The organism is Kitasatospora sp. NPDC056731 (assembly GCF_040687675.1).
GTDB lineage: Bacteria > Actinomycetota > Actinomycetes > Streptomycetales > Streptomycetaceae > Kitasatospora.
Genome location: NZ_JBFBNR010000001.1, coordinates 43,377 through 60,870 on the forward strand (window position 1 = coordinate 43,377; position 17,494 = coordinate 60,870).

Annotated in this window: 18 protein-coding genes; 10 read left to right on the forward strand and 8 right to left on the reverse strand. The window is 74.5% G+C overall.

Translation table 11 applies throughout. The annotated features are described in order from the left end of the window. Positions 1 to 128 precede the first annotated feature (128 nt). From AB0R04_RS00155 to AB0R04_RS00165, 3 genes are all read left to right on the forward strand, one after another. On the forward strand, positions 129 to 1,487 hold the full coding sequence (locus AB0R04_RS00155) for a DUF2252 domain-containing protein (protein ID WP_363366684.1): 1,359 nt from the start codon (positions 129 to 131) through the stop codon (positions 1,485 to 1,487). A gap of 83 nt (positions 1,488 to 1,570) precedes the next feature. Next, a complete protein-coding gene (locus tag AB0R04_RS00160; RefSeq protein WP_363366686.1) occupies positions 1,571 to 2,113 on the forward strand; it encodes a GNAT family N-acetyltransferase in 543 nt (180 codons plus the stop codon). A gap of 92 nt (positions 2,114 to 2,205) precedes the next feature. Further along, the gene (locus AB0R04_RS00165; protein WP_363366689.1) at positions 2,206 to 3,126 is read left to right on the forward strand and encodes a hypothetical protein; all 921 of its coding nucleotides are present in this window, start codon (positions 2,206 to 2,208) and stop codon (positions 3,124 to 3,126) included. A 31-nt stretch (positions 3,127 to 3,157) separates the two neighbouring features. On the opposite strand, the gene AB0R04_RS00170 is transcribed toward AB0R04_RS00165, so the two are convergent. After that, on the reverse strand, positions 3,158 to 4,069 hold the full coding sequence (locus AB0R04_RS00170) for a diacylglycerol kinase (protein WP_363366691.1): 912 nt from the start codon (positions 4,067 to 4,069) through the stop codon (positions 3,158 to 3,160). Further along, positions 4,066 to 5,634, reverse strand: a complete 1,569-nt coding sequence (locus tag AB0R04_RS00175; protein ID WP_363367311.1) for an FAD-binding oxidoreductase — start codon at positions 5,632 to 5,634, stop codon at positions 4,066 to 4,068. The genes AB0R04_RS00170 and AB0R04_RS00175 overlap by 4 nt, the downstream gene beginning before the upstream one ends. A gap of 74 nt (positions 5,635 to 5,708) precedes the next feature. Here AB0R04_RS00175 and AB0R04_RS00180 point away from each other — a divergent pair, with 74 nt between their 5' ends. Both AB0R04_RS00180 and AB0R04_RS00185 read left to right on the forward strand, forming a co-directional pair. Next, positions 5,709 to 6,323, forward strand: coding sequence for a TetR/AcrR family transcriptional regulator (locus AB0R04_RS00180; protein WP_350883079.1), 615 nt, complete (start codon positions 5,709 to 5,711; stop codon positions 6,321 to 6,323). After that, positions 6,320 to 7,915, forward strand: coding sequence for a glycerol-3-phosphate dehydrogenase/oxidase (locus tag AB0R04_RS00185; RefSeq protein ID WP_363366693.1), 1,596 nt, complete (start codon positions 6,320 to 6,322; stop codon positions 7,913 to 7,915). Before AB0R04_RS00180 ends, AB0R04_RS00185 begins: the two co-directional genes overlap by 4 nt. A gap of 6 nt (positions 7,916 to 7,921) precedes the next feature. On the opposite strand, the gene AB0R04_RS00190 is transcribed toward AB0R04_RS00185, so the two are convergent. Genes AB0R04_RS00190 through AB0R04_RS00200 form a run of 3 tightly spaced genes read right to left on the reverse strand, consistent with a single transcriptional unit; the run spans position 7,922 to position 9,111 of the window. Then, a complete protein-coding gene (locus tag AB0R04_RS00190; RefSeq protein ID WP_363366695.1) occupies positions 7,922 to 8,326 on the reverse strand; it encodes a hypothetical protein in 405 nt (134 codons plus the stop codon). Further along, complete coding sequence (locus tag AB0R04_RS00195) at positions 8,323 to 8,760, reverse strand: MarR family transcriptional regulator (RefSeq protein ID WP_363366696.1); 438 nt, start codon at positions 8,758 to 8,760, stop codon at positions 8,323 to 8,325. The genes AB0R04_RS00190 and AB0R04_RS00195 overlap by 4 nt, the downstream gene beginning before the upstream one ends. A 57-nt stretch (positions 8,761 to 8,817) precedes the next feature. Then, complete coding sequence (locus AB0R04_RS00200) at positions 8,818 to 9,111, reverse strand: hypothetical protein (RefSeq protein ID WP_063349769.1); 294 nt, start codon at positions 9,109 to 9,111, stop codon at positions 8,818 to 8,820. Positions 9,112 to 9,337: 226 nt separating this feature from the next. Between AB0R04_RS00200 and AB0R04_RS00205 the strand changes: the two genes are divergently transcribed. Further along, positions 9,338 to 9,913 (forward strand): TerD family protein, encoded by a 576-nt coding sequence (locus AB0R04_RS00205; RefSeq protein WP_063349770.1) that lies wholly within the window; start codon positions 9,338 to 9,340, stop codon positions 9,911 to 9,913. 69 nt (positions 9,914 to 9,982) lie between these two features. On the opposite strand, the gene AB0R04_RS00210 is transcribed toward AB0R04_RS00205, so the two are convergent. Then, positions 9,983 to 11,242, reverse strand: a complete 1,260-nt coding sequence (locus tag AB0R04_RS00210; RefSeq protein ID WP_363366699.1) for an FAD-dependent monooxygenase — start codon at positions 11,240 to 11,242, stop codon at positions 9,983 to 9,985. A 183-nt stretch (positions 11,243 to 11,425) separates the two neighbouring features. Between AB0R04_RS00210 and AB0R04_RS00215 the strand changes: the two genes are divergently transcribed. From AB0R04_RS00215 to AB0R04_RS00225, 3 genes are all read left to right on the forward strand, one after another. Beyond that, positions 11,426 to 13,480 carry an NADPH-dependent 2,4-dienoyl-CoA reductase gene (locus AB0R04_RS00215; RefSeq protein WP_363366701.1) on the forward strand — a complete coding sequence of 685 codons (2,055 nt, stop codon included), beginning with the start codon at positions 11,426 to 11,428 and terminating at the stop codon, positions 13,478 to 13,480. A 63-nt stretch (positions 13,481 to 13,543) separates the two neighbouring features. After that, complete coding sequence (locus AB0R04_RS00220; RefSeq protein ID WP_363366703.1) at positions 13,544 to 14,140, forward strand: helix-turn-helix transcriptional regulator; 597 nt, start codon at positions 13,544 to 13,546, stop codon at positions 14,138 to 14,140. A 90-nt stretch (positions 14,141 to 14,230) separates the two neighbouring features. After that, the gene (locus AB0R04_RS00225) at positions 14,231 to 14,983 is read left to right on the forward strand and encodes a hypothetical protein (RefSeq protein WP_363366705.1); all 753 of its coding nucleotides are present in this window, start codon (positions 14,231 to 14,233) and stop codon (positions 14,981 to 14,983) included. 80 nt (positions 14,984 to 15,063) lie between these two features. On the opposite strand, the gene AB0R04_RS00230 is transcribed toward AB0R04_RS00225, so the two are convergent. Then, positions 15,064 to 15,420 (reverse strand): HGxxPAAW family protein, encoded by a 357-nt coding sequence (locus tag AB0R04_RS00230; RefSeq protein WP_363366706.1) that lies wholly within the window; start codon positions 15,418 to 15,420, stop codon positions 15,064 to 15,066. A 93-nt stretch (positions 15,421 to 15,513) separates the two neighbouring features. Between AB0R04_RS00230 and AB0R04_RS00235 the strand changes: the two genes are divergently transcribed. Then, entirely contained in the window at positions 15,514 to 15,999 is a 486-nt protein-coding gene (locus AB0R04_RS00235; RefSeq protein ID WP_363366708.1) for a MarR family transcriptional regulator, read from the forward strand. A 74-nt stretch (positions 16,000 to 16,073) separates the two neighbouring features. On the opposite strand, the gene AB0R04_RS00240 is transcribed toward AB0R04_RS00235, so the two are convergent. Next, the gene (locus AB0R04_RS00240) at positions 16,074 to 17,324 is read right to left on the reverse strand and encodes an acetylhydrolase (RefSeq protein WP_363366710.1); all 1,251 of its coding nucleotides are present in this window, start codon (positions 17,322 to 17,324) and stop codon (positions 16,074 to 16,076) included. Positions 17,325 to 17,494 lie beyond the last annotated feature (170 nt).

Sequence of the window (17,494 nt, forward strand, 5' to 3'; positions counted from 1 at the left end):
CGGCCGAGTGCCGGAGGGCGCGCGGTGCGCGTTCCGGCACTCGTGGCCTAGCGTCGCGGGGAGACGCACCACACCCGCCGTTTCGACTTCCCGCCGTCCCCGCCGTCCCGCCGACCGAGGAGCCGCGCATGACCACCCCCGCCGAACGCCGCCGGCACGGCCGGGCCGCCCGTGACCGCGTCTCCCGCTCCGCCCACGGGCGGTGGATCCCCGCCGCCGACCGGCCCGACCCGGTCGAGGTGCTGGTGCGCCAGGGCGAGGGCCGGGTCGCCCGGCTGCTGCCGATCCGCTACGGGCGGATGGCCGACACCCCCTTCGCCTACCTGCGCGGCGCCGCCGCCGTCATGGCCGCCGACCTCGGCGCCGTCCCCGACACCGGCCTCACCGTCCAACTCTGCGGCGACGCCCACCTGGTGAACTTCGGCTTGTTCGCCTCGCCGGAACGCGCCCTGCTCTTCGACGTCAACGACTTCGACGAGACCCACCCCGGCCCCTTCGAGTGGGACGTCAAACGGCTGGCCGCCAGCATCGCCGTCGCCGCCCGCGACCACGGACAGGACGATGGCCGCGCCCACCGCGCCGCCCGCACCGCCGTCGAGGGCTACGCCACCGCCATGCGCCGCCTCGCCGGGCTCGGCGAACTCGACGTCTGGTACTCCCGGATCGACGCCGGCGACCTGCTGGCGCTGCTCCGCAAACCCCGGCAGCGCAAGCGCGCCGAGGCCGACCTCGCCCAGGCCCGCCGCCGCACCAGCCTGCACGCCTTCGGCAAGCTCACCGAGGAACGCGACGGGCAGCGGCGCATCATCAGCGCGCCACCGCTCATCGAACCGCTGAAGAAGAACGAACTGCGCGACATCGGCAAGGTGTTCAGCGACTACCGGGCCGCCCTCGCCGAGGACCGTCGCGTCCTCCTCGACCGCTACCGCTTCGTCGACGCGGCGATGAAGGTCGTCGGTGTCGGCAGCGTCGGCACCCGCTGCTACATCGTCCTGCTGGAGGGCCGGGACACCCGCGACCCGCTGTTCCTCCAGCTCAAGGAGGCCGGGCGGTCCGTCCTGGAGGACCACCTGCCGCCCACCCGGGTCGACGCCGAGGTCTCCGTCCACCGCGGCGGGCGCCGCGTCGTCACCGGCCAGCACCTCATGCAGGCCGCCGGCGACATCTTCCTCGGCTGGACCGCCGGCCCCGCCGGGCGCCACTTCTACGGCCGTCAGCTGCGCGACATGAAGGGCTCGGTCGAGGTCGCCGACCTGGCCCCGTCCGGCCTGCGCGCCTACGCCGACCTGTGCGGCCGCACCCTCGCCCGTGCCCACGCGCGCACCGGCGACCGCCTCGCCATCGCCGGCTACCTGGGCGGCGCGGACGCCTTCGCCGAGGCGATCGCCGACTTCTCCGTCCGGTACGCCGACCAGACGGCGCTCGACCACGCCGAACTGGTCGCCGCGATCGACGCCGGCCGGATCACCGCGACCCCGGGCGTCTGAGCACGGCGCGCCCCCGGGGCAGGGGTGCGGGGGTGCGGAAAACGGGTTGCCCCGGCGGGCGCGGTCGGCGTTGGCTGGCCCGCATGACCGAACTGCGCACCGACCGCCTGCTCCTGCGCCCCTGGCGGGCCACCGACCTCGCACCCTGGGCCGCGATGAACGCCGACCCCGAAGTTCGCGAGCACCTCGGGGACGTCCTCACCCGCGAGCAGTGCGACGCCTCGGTGGCGCGCTTCGAGGCCGAGACCGCGGCGCGCGGATACGGCTGGCTGGCCGTCGAGGTGCGCGCCACCGGCGAGTTCGTCGGCCTGGCCGGCCTCGACGAGGTCGACGAGGGCCTGCCCTTCACCGGCGTCGAGATCGGCTGGCGCCTCGCCCGCGCCGCCTGGGGCCACGGCTACGCGACCGAGGCGGCCCGCGCCGTCCTCGCCCACGGCTTCGACGCCCTCGGCCTCCCCGAGATCCTCGCCGTCACCACCGCGACCAACCACCGCTCGCAGGCCGTCATGCGCCGCCTCGGCATGACGTCCGACCCCGCCGACGACTTCGAGGACCCGACCGCCCCCGAGGGCCCGCTGCGGCCCAACGTGCTGTTCCGCCTCCGCCGCGAGCAGCGGGCGGGCTGACGGCGGGCCGGGAACGAGCCGGGAACGGCCTGACGGCGGGCGCGTCCCGCGGCTCGGCGCCGTTGTCAGTGGCGTGTGGTTGGGTGATCCACATGCTGGCGATCGGGGTGCAGGAGAACGACGGGACGCGCCACCTCCGGGTGGAGGCGGCCGAGTTGGCGCGGCTGGTGCGGCGGATCGGCGCGAAGGGCGACCGCTTCCTGGTCGCCCAGCGGATACCGGACCTGCCGGACGTCTTCATCCAGGTGTGGCACGCCGAAGGCGGCGAGTACACGCTCGAACACCGCGATGGCTCCGCCGCCCGGCACTTCGAGGTGCGCACCGACGGGCCCGAGGCGGTCATCGCCGCGATGACGGGCTGGGCGCGGTACGAGCAGGGCTGGGGCGACGGCCTGGACTGGCAGCCGCTCGACCTGGGCCCGCAGCCCGAGCCCGCCCCGCCGCTCGACCTGCCCGCCGACGACCTGCGGCAGTTGCACGACCGGCTGCGCCTCACCCTGGCCGGCGGCTACACCACCCGCGCCGAGCTCGCCGAACTCGCCGAGGAGTACCTGGTCTCCGGCGACCACCGCCCGCCCTCCCGCGACCAGGCCGAGCAACTGGCCGACCGGCTCTGGCTGGAGCGCGTCGGCGAGCAGACCGGCTGGATCGGCGAGACCGACCCGGAACGCCTCACCCGGGCCTTCGCCGCCCTGGAGGAGGCGGGCATCACCGCCCGGGAGCACTTCAGCTGCTGCGGTTCCTGCGGCGACGCCGAGATCGCCGCCGCCGGGGCGCCGGACGCCCGCGGCTACGTCTACTTCCACACCCAGTCCACCGACTCCGCCGCCGCCGGCCACGGCCTCGCCCTCCGCTACGGCGGCTTCGACGCCTCGCCGCTGACCACCACCGCCATCGGCCACGAGGTGGCCGCCGCGCTCACCGAGGCCGGCCTGCCCGTCGTCTGGAACGCCGACCCCTCCCATGCGATGGAGATCCGCCCACTCCTCTGGCGCCACCGCCTGGCCGGGTGAGGCTCGCGGCTCCGACGGGGAGGCGGGTGGGTCACGGCACCAGGAGGTGGAGGGCGCCGGGCGCGGCGCTCACGTCGACGGGGAGGGGGGCGATGAACTCGCCGTCGGCGTAGGCGGTGATGGCGGGGGAGTCGATCCGCAGGGATGCGGTGCGGTGGGTGGTGACTTCGGGGTGGGTGGTGTGGGTGCCCTTGAAGAGGGTGGGGAAGAAGCGGGCGATGCGCAGCCGGGGCATGGCGGCGACGAGGGTGAGGTCGAGGAGGCCGTCGTCCGGGAGGGCGTCGGGGCAGATGAGCATGCCGCCGCCGTAGCTGCGGGTGTTGCCGACGGCGGCCAGGGTGAGGTCGCGTTCGATGACGGTGCCGTCGGCGAGGGTGATGCGGAAGGGCAGCGGGCGCAGGTTGGCGAACTCGGCGAGGATGGCCAGGTTGTAGCGCATCCGGCCGCGGGGCCAGCGCAGGCGGTTGGCACGGTCGCTGACCAGCGAGTCGAAGCCGGTGGCGAGGACGGAGCCGTACCAGCGGGTGGTGCCGTCGGCGGCGGTGACCAGGCCGAGGTCGACGGTCCTGGTGCGTCCGGCGGCGACGACGTCGGCGGCGGCTTCGGGGGTGGCGAGCGGGAGGCCGTAGGCACGGGCGTGGTCGTTGCCGGTGCCGGCGGGTATCACGCCGAGCGGGACGGCGGTGCCGGCGACGGCCTGGAGCGCGAGGTTGACCATGCCGTCGCCGCCGACGGCCACGACGGCGTCGACGCCGTCCGCCACGGCCCGGCGGGCGAGGCGGACGGCGTCCTCGGGGTCGCGGCCGGCGTGCCGGTCGACCTGGAGGCCGAGGGCGTGCAGACGGGCGACGGCCCGGTGGGCGGCGGGCGCGGCGTGGCCGGCGCCCGCCGCCGGGTTGCTGAGGACGGCCACTCGCCTGATGGCTCGCGGACCGCCGGTCACGGGATCAGCTTGCCGGGGTTGAGGATGCCCGCCGGGTCGAGTTCGGCCTTGACGGCGCGCAGGATGCGCACGCCGAGCTCGCCGATCTCGTCGCTCATCCAGGGCCGGTGGTCGGCGCCGACGGCGTGGTGGTGGGTGATGGTGCCGCCGGCGGTGACGATGGCGTCGCCGGCGGCGCGCTTGGCGGCGGCCCACCGGGTGAGCGGGTCCTCGCCGAGGGCGGCGACGACGGTGAAGTAGAGCGAGGCCCCGGTCGGGTAGACGTGCGAGATGTGGCAGAGGACGAGGGCGCCGGGCAGGGCGGTGGTGAGGGCCTCGGTGACGGCGGTCCGCAGCTGCGGGAGCCGGCTCCAACTGGTCGCGGTCTCCAGGGTTTCGCAGAGGGCGCCGGCGCTGAGCAGGGAGTCCCGCAGGTAGGGGGCGTTGAAGCGGCCGTGTTCCCAGGCCCGGGCGGGGGCCTCGCCGACAGAGGTGGCGCCGGCGGCGAGCAGGGTGTCGCGGGTGAGCCGGTGGCGGGTGGCGACCTGTTCGGCGGTGCCTTCGAAGACGGTGACGGCGAGGCAGCCGGTGATGGCGGGGGCGCCGCCGATCTGTTCGGTCGTGGCGAGGTTGACCATCGTCTCGGCCTCGTCGGAGAGCCGGATGACGGTGGGGCCGGTGCCGGCCTGTTCGACGGCGCGCAGGGCGGCGCTGCCGGTGGCGAAGTCGGGCAGGCTCCAGGCCTCGTAGGCCTTGACGGCGGGCAGCGGGTGAACGCGCAGGCGGACGGCGGTGATGACGCCGAGGGTGCCTTCGGAGCCGAGGAAGAGCTCGCGCAGGTCGGGGCCGGCGGCGGAGGCGGGGGCGCGGCCGAGGTCGAGCACACCGGCGGGGGTGACGACGCGCAGACCGCGGACCATCTCGTCGAAGCGCCCGTGGCCGGCCGAGTCCTGGCCGGAGGAGCGGGTGGCGGCGAAGCCGCCGAGGGTGGCGTAGCGGAAGCTCTGCGGGTAGTGGCCGAGTTCGTAGCCGCGCTCGGCGAGCAGGGCCTCGGCGGCGGGGCCGGTGAGGCCGGCGCCGAGGACGGCCTCGCCGGAGGTCTCGTCGAGGTCGTGGAGCCGGTCGAGGCGGCGCAGGTCGAGCGAGATGACGGCGGTGAGGCCGCCGCGTTCGGGGTCGAGGCCGCCGACGACGCTGGTGCCGCCGCCGAACGGGACGACGGCGATGCGGCGTTCGGCGCAGAGCGCGAGGACGGCGGCGATCTCCTGCTCGTCGCCGGGCAGCACGACGGCGTCGGGCGCGTCCTGGGGGTCGCGGCTGCGGCGGCGCAGCAGGTCGGGGGTCGACTTGCCGCCGGCGCGGGGGAGCCGGTCGGCGTCGGCGGCGCTGACGTTGGTCTCGCCGACGGCGGCGGCGAGGGCCTTGAGGTCGTCGGCGGTGATCCGCGAGGGGTGCAGGACGACCTCGTCGGCGGCCGGTCCGGGGGTGGCGTCGCCGGTGACGCCGAGGGCGGCGGCGAGCAGTCCCTTGATGTCCGCGGACAGCTCCTTGGCGAGGGCCGGGTCGCCCCAGGCGTCCCACTTCATCGGGGGGAGCGGCAGCGCGGCGCCGGCCGGTCCCGCTTGCGTCTCAGATGCCATGCGTTACAGTTTCACACATCATGTCAAGTAGTAACGCCGAGCCCCCTGGCAGTCCCGCGCGCAGCACCGACGACGCGATCCTGGATGCCGCCGCCGACCTGATCGTCCATCTCGGCGTGCGCCGAACGCAGTTGGCGGAGATCGCCCGCCGCGCCGGGGTCAGCCGGCCGACCGTCTACCGGCGCTGGCCGGACGTCCGGGCGGTGATCGGCGCCCTGCTCACCCGGGAGATCCGGGCCACCCGGGAGGGCGTCGCCCTGACCCTCGGGGGCGACGGCGCCCCGATCGGCCGGGAGGCCTTCGTGGACGGGGTCGTCGAGGTGGCCGTCCGGCTGCGGGACCACCCGGTGCTCGGCGCGCTGCTGCGCTCCGCCGACTCCGACCTGCTGCTGGAGTACGTCGTCGAGCGGCTCGGCACCAGCCAGCGCGGCCTGCTGGAGGCGCTGCGGGCCGGCATCGAGCAGGGGCAGGCGCACGGTTCGATCCGGGCCGGGGAGCCGGTCGAACTGGCCGCCATGGTCCTGCTGATCGCCCAGTCCACCGTCCAGTCGCACCGCATGGTCGCCTCCCTGCTGCCGGAGGCCGCCTGGCGGCGCGAACTGACCAGAGCACTGAACGGATACCTCGCGCCATGACCTCGACGCCCGCCGGATCCTCCGCCGCTCGCTCCGCCGCTCCTTACGCCGGCTCCAGCCGACTCGACGCCGGCCGGCGCCGGGCGGAACTCGAAGCGCTGGGGGACCGCCCGCGGGTCGACCTGCTGGTGATCGGCGGCGGCGTCACCGGCGCCGGGGTGGCCCTGGACGCCGCCTCACGCGGGCTGCGCACGGTGCTGGTCGAGTCCCGCGACCTGGCGTTCGGCACCAGCCGCTGGAGCTCCAAGCTGGTGCACGGCGGCCTGCGCTACCTCGCCTCCGGGCGGATCGGGGTGGCCCGGGAGAGCGCGATCGAGCGCGGCGTGCTGATGACCCGCACCGCCCCGCACCTGATCCGCGCGCTGCCCCAACTGGTGCCGCTGCTCCCGGGGTTGCTGCGCCCCGGGCAGGCCTCGCTGATCCGGGTGGGCTTCCACGCCGGGGACGCGCTGCGGATCGGCGCCGGGACGCCGGGCGCGCTGCTGCCCCGGGTGCGCCGGATCGGCGCCGCGCGGACGCGGCAGCTGGTGCCGGGCGTGCAGACCGCCGGACTGTCCGGCGCGCTGGTCGCGCACGACGGCCAACTCGTGGACGACGCCCGGCTGGTGGTGGCGCTGGCGCGGACCGCGGCGCAGTACGGCGCCACCGTGCTGACCAGGGTGCGGGCGGAGTCCGTGACGGGCGGCTGCGCCCGGCTCACCGACACCGTCACCGGGCAGTCGCTGACCGTCGAGGCCGGCGCGGTGGTCAACGCCACCGGCGTCTGGGCGGGCGAGGTGGACCCGTCGATCAGGCTGCGCCCCAGCCGGGGCACCCACCTCCTGGTGGACGCCGCCGCGCTCGGCCACCCGACCGCGGCGCTCACCGTGCCGGTGCCCGGTTCGACCAGCCGCTTCGTCTTCGCGCTGCCCCAGCAGCTCGGCCGGGTGGCGATCGGGCTGACCGACGAGGACGCGCCCGGTCCGATCCCGGACGAGCCGCAGCCCGCCGAGAGGGAGCTCGCCTTCCTGCTCGACACCGTCAACGCCGCCCTGAGCACCGCGCTGACCAGGGCGGACGTGCGCGGCGCGTACGCGGGGCTGCGGCCGCTGATCGACACCGGGGGCGGCAGCACCGCCGACATCTCCCGGGAGCACGCGGTGCTGGAGTCGCCGTCCGGGCTGGTCACGGTGGTCGGCGGCAAGCTCACCACCTACCGGCGGATGGCCGAGGACGCGGTGGACGCCGCCGTCCGGCTGCGCGGCCTGCCGGCCCGGGCCTGCTGGACGGCCCGCCTGCCGCTGGTCGGGGCCCCGACCCACCGGGACAGCCGTCCGCTCCCGGCGGGCGAGGTGCCCGGCTCGCTGCTCGCCCGCTACGGCGGATCGTCCCAGGAGGTGGTGGCCGCCGGGGAGTTGACGCCGATCGCGGAAGGCCTGGACGTGACGCGCGCCGAGGTCGCCTACGCCGTCACGCACGAGGGCGCGCTGGACGTCGCCGACGTGCTCGACCGCCGGACCAGGATCGGCCTGGTCGCCGAGGACGCCGAGCGGGCCCGGAAGGCGATCGAGGAGATCGTGACGGAGGTCCGGGACGGCAGCCGGGAAGGCTAGGGAGGGCTAGGGGAACGGCACCAGGTCGGGTTCGACCCAGGTCGTGCGGGCCTGGTCGCTCGCGAGGGTCTCGGGGCGGTAGTGGCGGGCGAGCAGGTCCTTGTCGAGCAGCTCGGGGTGACGGGCGGCGAAGTCCTCGAAGTCGGTTGCGGCGTCTGCGTGGTGGGCCACCAGTTCCATCCAGGCCCGGGTCATGGTGACGTGGAACTTCTGCGGCGCCCCGGCCTTGGCGGCGGTGCGGCGGATGCCGTCGCCGACCAGGTCGAGGGCGGTGGCGCTGCCGTGGCGGCGGACGGCGAGCCAGCTGAGCCGGACGTGCTGACGGTGGCCGAAGCGGTCTGCGCCGGCCATCACCTCGCGCAGCAACTCGCCGAAGGGGTCGGGGGTTTCGGGAGTTTCGGGGGAGCTCATGAGGAGGCCTTCGTCAGGGCCCGGAGGGTGGCGTGGAAGCCGTCCACCTGGGCGGGGGAGAGGTTGCCGAGTGCGTGGCGTTCGAGGTCGGCGACGGTCTGCCGGATGGTGTCGGCGGTGATTCGGCCGGTGGGGGTGAGCTCGATCAGTACCGAGCGGCGGTCCCCGGCGCGGGTGCCGCGGGTGATGTGGCCGCGGCGTTCCAGGCGGTCCAGGACGCCGGTCAGCGTGGTCGGCCGGGTGCCGACGGCGGTGCCGAGCTCGGAGACCGTCCGGCCGCGTCCGTCCGCGAGGTTGGCGAGGGCGTTGATCTCGGAGGCGGTCAGGTCGAGGTCGACCAGCTCGGTGGCGAGCAGGTGGAGCGTGGCGTGGGTCGCGCGCTGGAGCGCGAGCAGTGCGGACTGCTCGCCGGACGCTTCGGTTTCGAACTTCACGTTTTCGGATAGTACGGTTTCGTACTATCGGCGGGCAAGTCGCCCGGGAGGCGGCGCTCAGCGCGCCGCGCGTTCCGGCATCGGGTGTTCGGCTCCCGCGACCTCCAGGACGCAGGAGTACGGGTGCTCGGCCGCGCCCGTGCGGTCCAGCCGTACCGAGAGCGGCAGCGGCGGCTCCTCGGCGAGTTGGGCGGCGAGCGTCAGCGGGTAGACGCCGTGCCCGTGGACGCGGTGGAAGGCGCATTCCTTGCCGTCCACCAGCAGCTCGGTCTCGGTGATCCAGCCGGAGCGGACGTTGACGGTGACCGAGTGCCCGGCCTGGTCGAAGTGGAAGCTGTACCGCTGGCGCATGGGGAACCTCCCGCGCGGGGGCCGCCGGTCGGGGCGGACCAGGGGATCCACCGCCAGTCTAGGGTGGCCACCGGGCCTCGGCCCGGCGGGTGCGGCGGCCGGGGTGGCGGGTGGTTCCCGGTGGAGCCCCTGAGAAATTCCCGGGGTGGGGCCCGACCGCAGGTGGATTCCCGTGATCTCTACAGTGTTGTAGATTCGTCCGCAGGGAGAGATCGAGGAGGGCATTGTGGGAGTTTCGCTGGCCAAGGGCGGCAACGTCTCGCTGAGCAAGGAGGCGCCCGGTCTGAGCGCCGTGATCGTGGGTCTCGGCTGGGATGTGCGCACCACCACTGGCGCCGACTACGACCTGGACGCCAGCGCGCTGCTCTGCAACGCGCTCGGCAAGGTGGTCTCGGACCAGCACTTCGTCTTCTTCAACAACCTGCGCAGCCCCGATGGTTCGGTCGAGCACAGCGGCGACAACCTGACCGGTGGCGGCGACGGCGACGACGAGCAGATCAAGGTCGACCTGGCGCGGGTGCCGGCCGACGTGGCGAAGGTGGTCTTCCCGGTGTCGATCTACGACGCCGACGCCCGGCTGCAGAGCTTCGGGCAGGTCCGCAACGCGTTCATCCGGGTGCTGAACCAGGCCAACGGCCAGGAGATCGCCCGTTACGACCTCAGCGAGGACGCGTCCACCGAGACCGCGATGGTCTTCGGCGAGCTGTACCGCAACGGCGCGGAGTGGAAGTTCCGCGCCATAGGGCAGGGTTACGCCTCCGGTCTGCGCGGCATCGCGACCGACTACGGCGTCAACGTCTGATCGCAGCAGGTGAATCGCAGCAGGTGATCTGACGGGGTTTCGGCGGCCACGGGCCTGTGCGGCCCACGCTCACTCGGGACGCCCGAGGGCGTGGCCGCCGAAACCCCCGCTGCCGGTGAGCTGGCCGTGCCACCAGGCGACCATCCCCGGCTCGTCCATGGTCGACCAGTCCGGTGCGGCGGCGACCTGCTCCCGGCCGAGCCGTCGGCCCAGTTCCACCAGCTCCCGCCCGACCGCGCCCCGCTCCTGGTCGTACGCGGCCAGCAGGGCCGGCCAGGAGCCGCCGTGCGCGGCGGCGGCCCGCCCGGCCTGCTCGAAGGCGTGCGCGTCCTGCAAGGCCTTCACCGCGCCGCTGGTGTTGTGCGGGCGGACGACGGTGGCCGCGTCCCCGCCGAGGAGCAGTCGGCCGGCCGTGCGGCGCGGGGTGTCCAGGTCGTAGACGGGCTGGAGGAAGGTCCGCTCGCGCGGGGTGAGGGTGACCAGGGCGGCCCAGTACGGCGGCAGGTACCGTTCGGCGAGCTGGCGCAGGTCGTCCAGCTGCCCGTCGGTGAGGGTGCCCGCCGGGATGCTGGTCGGGCCGTCGAGGCGCAGCCAGGCGGGGGTGGGCGCGTAGAAGACCCAGTTCACCTGGGTGCTGCCGGGGGTGAGCCCGGGGATGCGGTAGATCACGACCTGGCCGCCGGGGTAGCAGACGGTGGCGCACTCGCCCTCCGGCCAGGCCGTGGACCCGCCGGGCAGCTCCGCCAGCAGTGCGGCGTCGTAGCTGCCGCGCCAGCACACGTACCCGGCGTATTCGGGCAGGGCCTGCGGGCAGACCGCCGCGCGGACCACGGAGCGGTAGCCGTCGGCGCCGATCACCAGGTCGTACGGTTCGCGGGTGCCGTCGGGGCCGGCCGTCCAGGCGCCGTCCTGGTCGGTGCCGGCCGCGGTGACGGTGTGGCCTTGCCGGAACTCGATCCGGTCGGGGGTGCGTTCGCGCAGGGCCTGCCAGAGGACGGCCCAGTGGTGGGAGTGGAACGGCATCGGCTGGTTCCAGAGCACCCGACCGCGCCCGTCCGGTCCGTCGCCGCCGCGGCCCTCGGCCGTCTCCCGGGTGACCCAGCGGCGGACGGTGAGGCGGTGGCGGCGGACGCCGTCGTGGAGGTGGCCGGCGCGGACCAGTTCGTCGAAGCGGTCGTCGTGGATGCAGATCCCGACGCCGCGGTCCTCCAACTGGCCCTCGCTGCGTTCCAGGACCACGATCCGGTCCGCGCCCAGCCGGGCGGCGGCCCCGGCGAAGGCGCTTCCGGCGATGCTGCCGCCGATCACGGCTATCGAGCTATCCCGCATGGCGGTCCTCTCCCAGCTGCCCACACTACCGATCTGACAATACGCGGATCATGTCCGCGAGTTGGTGGGAACCGGCAGAGCGCGGGCCCCGGCCCCCGGGCTCCTTATGCAACTAGTTGCACATCGAGCCACCGTCCCCTACCCTGCGGTAACAACGACCCCCGCCGCCCCCAGGAGACGTCGATGAGCGCGTCGATGAGCACCACCCCCGGCAGCAGCCGCTACCCGCACCTGCTCAGCCCGCTCGACCTCGGCTTCACCACCCTGCCCAACCGCGTCGTCATGGGCTCCATGCACGTCGGCCTGGAGGAGGCCCCCGACGGCTACCGGCGGATGGCCGCCTTCTACGCCGAACGGGCCCGCGGCGGCGTCGGCCTCATCGTCACCGGCGGCATCGCCCCCAACGAGGCCGGGCGCCCCTGGGAGGGCGGCGCGATGCTCACCACCGACGCCGAAGCCGACCGCCACCGCGTCGTCACTGACGCCGTGCACGCCGCCGGCGGGAAGATCGCCCTGCAGATCCTGCACTTCGGCCGCTACGCCTACCACCGCGACCTGGTCGCCCCCAGCGCCCTCCAGGCCCCGATCAGCCCCTTCGTCCCGCACGAGCTCACCGCCGCACAGGTCGAGCAGACCATCGAGGACTTCGTCCGCTGCGCCGAACTCGCCCGCCGCGCCGGGTACGACGGCGTCGAGGTCATGGGCTCCGAGGGCTACCTGATCAACGAGTTCGTCGTCGCCGCCACCAACCGGCGCGAGGACGAGTGGGGCGGCCCGTACGAGCGCCGGATGCGCTTCCCGGTGGAGATCGTCCGCCGCGTCCGCGAGCGGGTCGGCGAGGACTTCATCATCGTCTACCGCCTCTCCATGCTCGACCTGGTGCCCGGCGGCTCCACCCTCGACGAGGTCGTCCGCCTCGCCCAGGCCGTCGAGGCCGCCGGGGCGACCATCATCAACACCGGCATCGGCTGGCACGAGGCCCGCATCCCCACCATCGCCACCTCCGTGCCGCGCGGCGCCTTCGCCTGGGCGACCAGGAAGGTGATGGGCACGGTCGGCATCCCGCTGGTCACCACCAACCGCATCAACACCCCGGAAATCGCCGAGCAGTTGCTCGCCGACGGCTGCGCCGACCTGGTCTCGCTGGCCCGTCCGCTGCTCGCCGACGCCGACTTCGTCGCCAAGGCGGAAGACGGCCGCGCCGACGCCATCAACACCTGCATCGGCTGCAACCAGGCCTGCCTCGACCACACCTTCAGCGGCCTGATCACCTCCTGCCTGGTCAACCCGCGCGCCTGCCACGAGACCGAACTCGTGCTCGCGCCCACCAGGTTGCGCAAGCGCATCGGCGTCGTCGGAGCCGGACCGGCCGGGCTCGCCTTCGCCGTCTCCGCCGCCGAACGCGGCCACGACGTCACCCTGTTCGACTCCGCCGCGGCGATCGGCGGGCAGCTGAATACCGCCCGACTCGTGCCCGGCAAGGAGGAGTTCGACGAGACGCTGCGCTACTACCGCACCCGGCTCGCCGAGTTGGCCGTCACCCAGCGCCTCGGCACCACCGCCACCGCCGACCAGCTCGCCGCCGAGAACTTCGACGAACTCGTCCTCGCCACCGGCGTCACCCCGCGAACCCCCGCCGACCTCCCGGGAGTTGACCACCCCAGCGTGCTCGGCTACCTCGACGTCCTGCGTGACGGCGCCCCCGTCGGCGAGCGGGTCGCCATCCTCGGCGCGGGCGGCATCGGCTTCGACGTGGCCGGCTTCCTCACCGACCCGGGCGACGGGGCCAGCCTCGACCCGGCCGTGTTCCAGGCCAAGTGGGGCATCGACCCGGAGTACCGCGAGCGCGGCGGACTGCGCCGCCCCGAGCGGCCCGCGCCGCCGCGCGCCGTCCACCTGCTCCAGCGCAAGACCAGCAAGGTCGGGGCCGGGCTCGGCAAGACCACCGGCTGGATCCACCGCACCGAGCTCCGGCACCGCGGCGTCACCATGGTCGCCGGCGCGACGTACGACCTGATCGACGATGCCGGCCTGCACTTCACCGTCGACGGCGAGCGCCAACTGCTGCCCGTGGACACCGTGGTGCTCTGCACCGGCCAGGAGCCGCGCCGCGACCTGTACGAGGCGCTGCGCGAGCGCGGCCTGGAGGCCCACCTGATCGGCGGCGCCGACGTCGCCGCCGAACTCGACGCCAAGCGGGCCATCAAGCAGGGCACCGAACTGGCCGCCGCGATCTGACCTTTCCTTTCGCACGCCAGACGTGTCCTGGGCGCCTCCCGGGCGCGCCCTAGGATCGACGGCATGTCGCTGCCGCACGCCATCCTCACCGCCCTGCTGGAGAAACCGTCCTCGGGGCTGGAGCTGACCCGGCGCTTCGACAAGTCGATCGGCTTCTTCTGGCCCGCCACCCACCAGCAGATCTACCGCGAACTGGGCCGGCTGGAGGCCGCCGGACAGATCCGGGCGCTCCAGCCGTCCGGCCCCGTCCGCGGGCAGAAGAAGGAGTACGAGGTCCTGCCCGAGGGCCGCGCCGAACTCGCCCGCTGGACGGCCGAGGGCGCCGCGCCGCGTGCCGTCCGCGAACCGCTGCTGCTACGGCTGCGCGCCGCCGCGGTGGTCGGTACGGACGGCCTGGCGGCCGAGGTGCGGCGGCACCTGGCGCTGCACCGCGCGCAGTTGGACGACTACCGGGAGATCGAGCGGCACGACTTCCCGGCCGAGACGACGGCCGGGGAGAACCGCCTCCAGCACGCCGTGCTGCGGGCGGGCATCGGGCTGGAGGCCTTCTGGGTGCAGTGGCTCGCCGAAACCCTCGAAACCCTCGAAGCGCTCGAAGCGCTCGAAGCACTCGAAACCCCCGGACCGCTTCCGCCGGACCAGCCGGACCAGGGGGCCTGACCTGCGGTGATCCGCGCCCGCGAGCCCCGTATCAGGCCCGGTGGGACACTGGTGCCTGTCCCTGCCCGCACTCTCGACCGGGGGGCCCGCATGTCCCACCCGAAGCCGCTCCACGCCCTCGCCGCCGCCGCCCTCGCCGCGGCGGTCGCCTTGGGCCCGGCCCACCTCGCCGCGGCCGAGACGCCCGGCCAGCCCGCCCAGGGCCTGCCCACCTCCGAGCAACTCACCGCGGCCCTGCTCACCGTCGACGACGTCGGCCCAGGCTTCACCCAGGTCCCCGGCACGGCCAGCCCCAGCGCCGGCCCCAGTACGATGCCGTCCCCGGCCAACGGCTGCGACGCCCTCAGCGACCTGATCAACATGCACACCGGCGTCCCCGGCCCCGAGACCCCGCACGCCGAGGCCGAACTGGACGGCCCGGGCGGCAATCCGATGGTGACCGAGTCCCTCACCGCCGAGGACGCGGGAAAGCTCACCACCGACCTCGACGCCGCCACCGCGGCCCTCAAGAGCTGCCACACCATCACCTTCAGCGCCGGCACCAACGACTCGGTGACCTTCACCGTCACCCCGGTCACCCTCGGCGACCGCCAGGACGCGTCCGCCGTCCGCCTCGACGGCACCCTGGCCGGCGTCCAGCTGAACGCCTTCGTCGGCGTCGAGCGCTTCGGCACCGTCGGCATGGCCTTCGGCTTCTTCCAGCGCGGCGGCGACTCCTCCCAACTGGCCTCCTTCCAGTACCGCGCCGCCGTCGCCAAGGTCCAGCGCGCCCTCGGCACCACCGCTGGCAGCATCACCCCGCCCACCGCCACGGCCCCCGTCACCCAGGGCACCTCGGTCTGAGCCGGACAACGCGACGGCCCCCGCCGAGCACGGAGCTCGACGGGGGCCGCGGCGTGCGGTGGGCGGCGTGGGTCGGCCGGTCAGGCGCTGATGCGCCGCCGGTCCCGTGCGGGGGCCGGCGCCTGGATCGGGGCCGGGCTGCGGCCGGCGAGGCGGCAGCCCAGGCAGTGGGGGTGGCCCCGGCTGCCGGTCGGGTCGGGGGTGCGCCAGTGCCGGTGGGCGGGCGGGCGCGGGCCGGTGGGCTTGCCCCAGCCGGCGAGGTGGAGCAGCCAGCTGGCGAGCGCGCCGAGGGCGGTGAGGATCCCGCCGGCCCAGAGCCCGGCGGCCGAGCCGAGGACGAGGGCCGCGCCCGCGACGGTGAAGCCGAGGATCGCGACGACGGAGCCGGTCCAGCCGGCGATGGTGTGCCCCATGTCGTGGTCGCCGTGTGCGCTCATTGCTCCTCGTTTGGTGTGATGGGCGGGTCGGGATGGGCGGATCGGACCGCTTATCTCACGAGCTAAGTAACTTAGATGCTAAGGAGATATCGAGTGAAGGGCAAGCCGCGCCCCCGGGCGACGCCCGAGCAGGCGCTCTACGCGATGGACCGGATGATCGCGCTGGCGCAGTTCGGCCAGCAGGATATCGCCGCCCGGCTCGGCCTCAACGTCACCGACCTGACCTGCCTCGGCTTCGTCATCGAGGCCGCGATGGCCGGGGAGCCGCTGGCCGCCGGCGACCTCGCCGAGCGCGCGCAGCTGACCACCGGCGCCGTGACCGGCGTGCTCAACCGGCTGGAGAAGACCGGCTACGCCCGCCGCGAGGCCGACCCGGCCGACCGTCGGCGCGTCCGCGTGGTGATGGCGGAGGACGCGCAGCAGCGCATCCTCCAGGTCTACGGCCCGTTCTACGAGCGGATCGGCGCGCTGTTCGCCGACTACACGCCGGACGAGATCGCGGTGATCGCCGACTGGTTCACCCGGGCCAAGGGGGTGCTGGGGGAGTCGCTGGACGAGATCCGGGCCGAAACGCCGTAGCGGCCGACCCCGGGGAGGGGCCGGCCGCCATGGTCTCGGAGCAGCGTCGCGGGGCGACGTCTCAGGGCAGCGTCTCAGGGCAGGTACGTCACCTCGGGGAAGGCCGCGGACGGGCCGTCGAGGAGGCGGCTGGGGCGGTGCCGCAGGTGCAGGTCAAAGAAGGCCACCGGGTACGCCTGCTGGATCTTCACCGCGCGGGCCGGGTCGAGGGTGCCGATCATGTCCCGGACCTGTTCGTCGGTCAGGCCGAGGAGCTTGGCGGCCTGCGGGATCAGCACCTGGTCGTCGCCGTACGAGACGTGCACGGCGCCCTGGGCCTGGACGTCGAGCCGCCAGCCGCGCAGGTGCGGCCAGAACTCGGCGACGGCTGGCTGGCCGGCCCGGGTGAACGCGGCGGTCATCATCATGAACGGCCGGTCCAGGTCGGTGGTGATGGTCGGCTGCATCGGGCCGTCCAGGCTCAGCCCGGCGCGGACGCGCCGGTCGGAGAGCATGGTGTAGGCGGTGGCCGTGCCGCCCTTGGACCAGCCGAACATGCCGATCCGGTCCGGGTCGAGGGCGTGCAGCAGGCCGGCGGGCAGCGGCCTGCCGTCGGTGTCGGGGTTGCGCCCGGCGGCGAGGGCATCGACCTGGTCGAGGAGGAAGCGGATGTCCGCGGCGAAGTCCTTCGGCCCCATCGGGATGCTCCGGTCCGGGGTGAGGACCAGGCCGTCGGGGAACTCGGTGATCGCGTCGCGGGTGTGGTCGACGGTGACCACCACGTAGCCGTGGCTGGCGAGTTCCTGGACCATCACGGTGTGGTCGGCGCGGTGGCTGTGCGCGCCGTGCGAGTAGACGACGACGGGCAGGCGGCGGCCCGCGCGGTGGACCGGGGCGCCCACGCGGCCGGAGGTGAGCGGGGCGAGGGCGGGGTCGATGGCGAAGCCCGTGTCCGCGAGGAACGCCCGCAGTGCGCCGTCGGCCATCCAGGGCGCGAGCGGGTACTCCCCGGCCTCGCGGGCGGGGTACCAGACGCTCGCCATCAGCTCGCGGAACCGGCCCGGGCCGGCCAGCGGGTCCGGGCGGGAGGCGTCGAGCAGGTGCAGCGGGACGGTGCCCACGGGGTGCGGCCCGGTGGGCTCGGGCAGGGTGAGCCGCGCCGGGCCGCCGGTGGGGGTGGCGGCCCGGGGTGTGGCGGACCCGGGTGTGGTGGCGCCGCCCGCCGCCCACGCGGGGCGGGCGAGGGCGAGCGGTGCGGCGGCCCCGGTGGCTCCGGCGGCCAGTGCGGCCCCCAGCAGGCGACGGCGCGTCATGGCGTGTCGGCTCGTGAACGGCGTGGTGGTCATGGGCCCTCCCTGGATGTTGCTGGACAGAACCGGGCCGAGGCGCACGGTCTTCGCAGGTGCGGCCGTCGTTCGACACCGAACGGCCGGGGAAGCGCCCCTGACGGACCGTCCGATGGATCTCCGTGCACCTGAACGGAAGGCTGTCATCGCGGCGTACCCGGCCACATCCG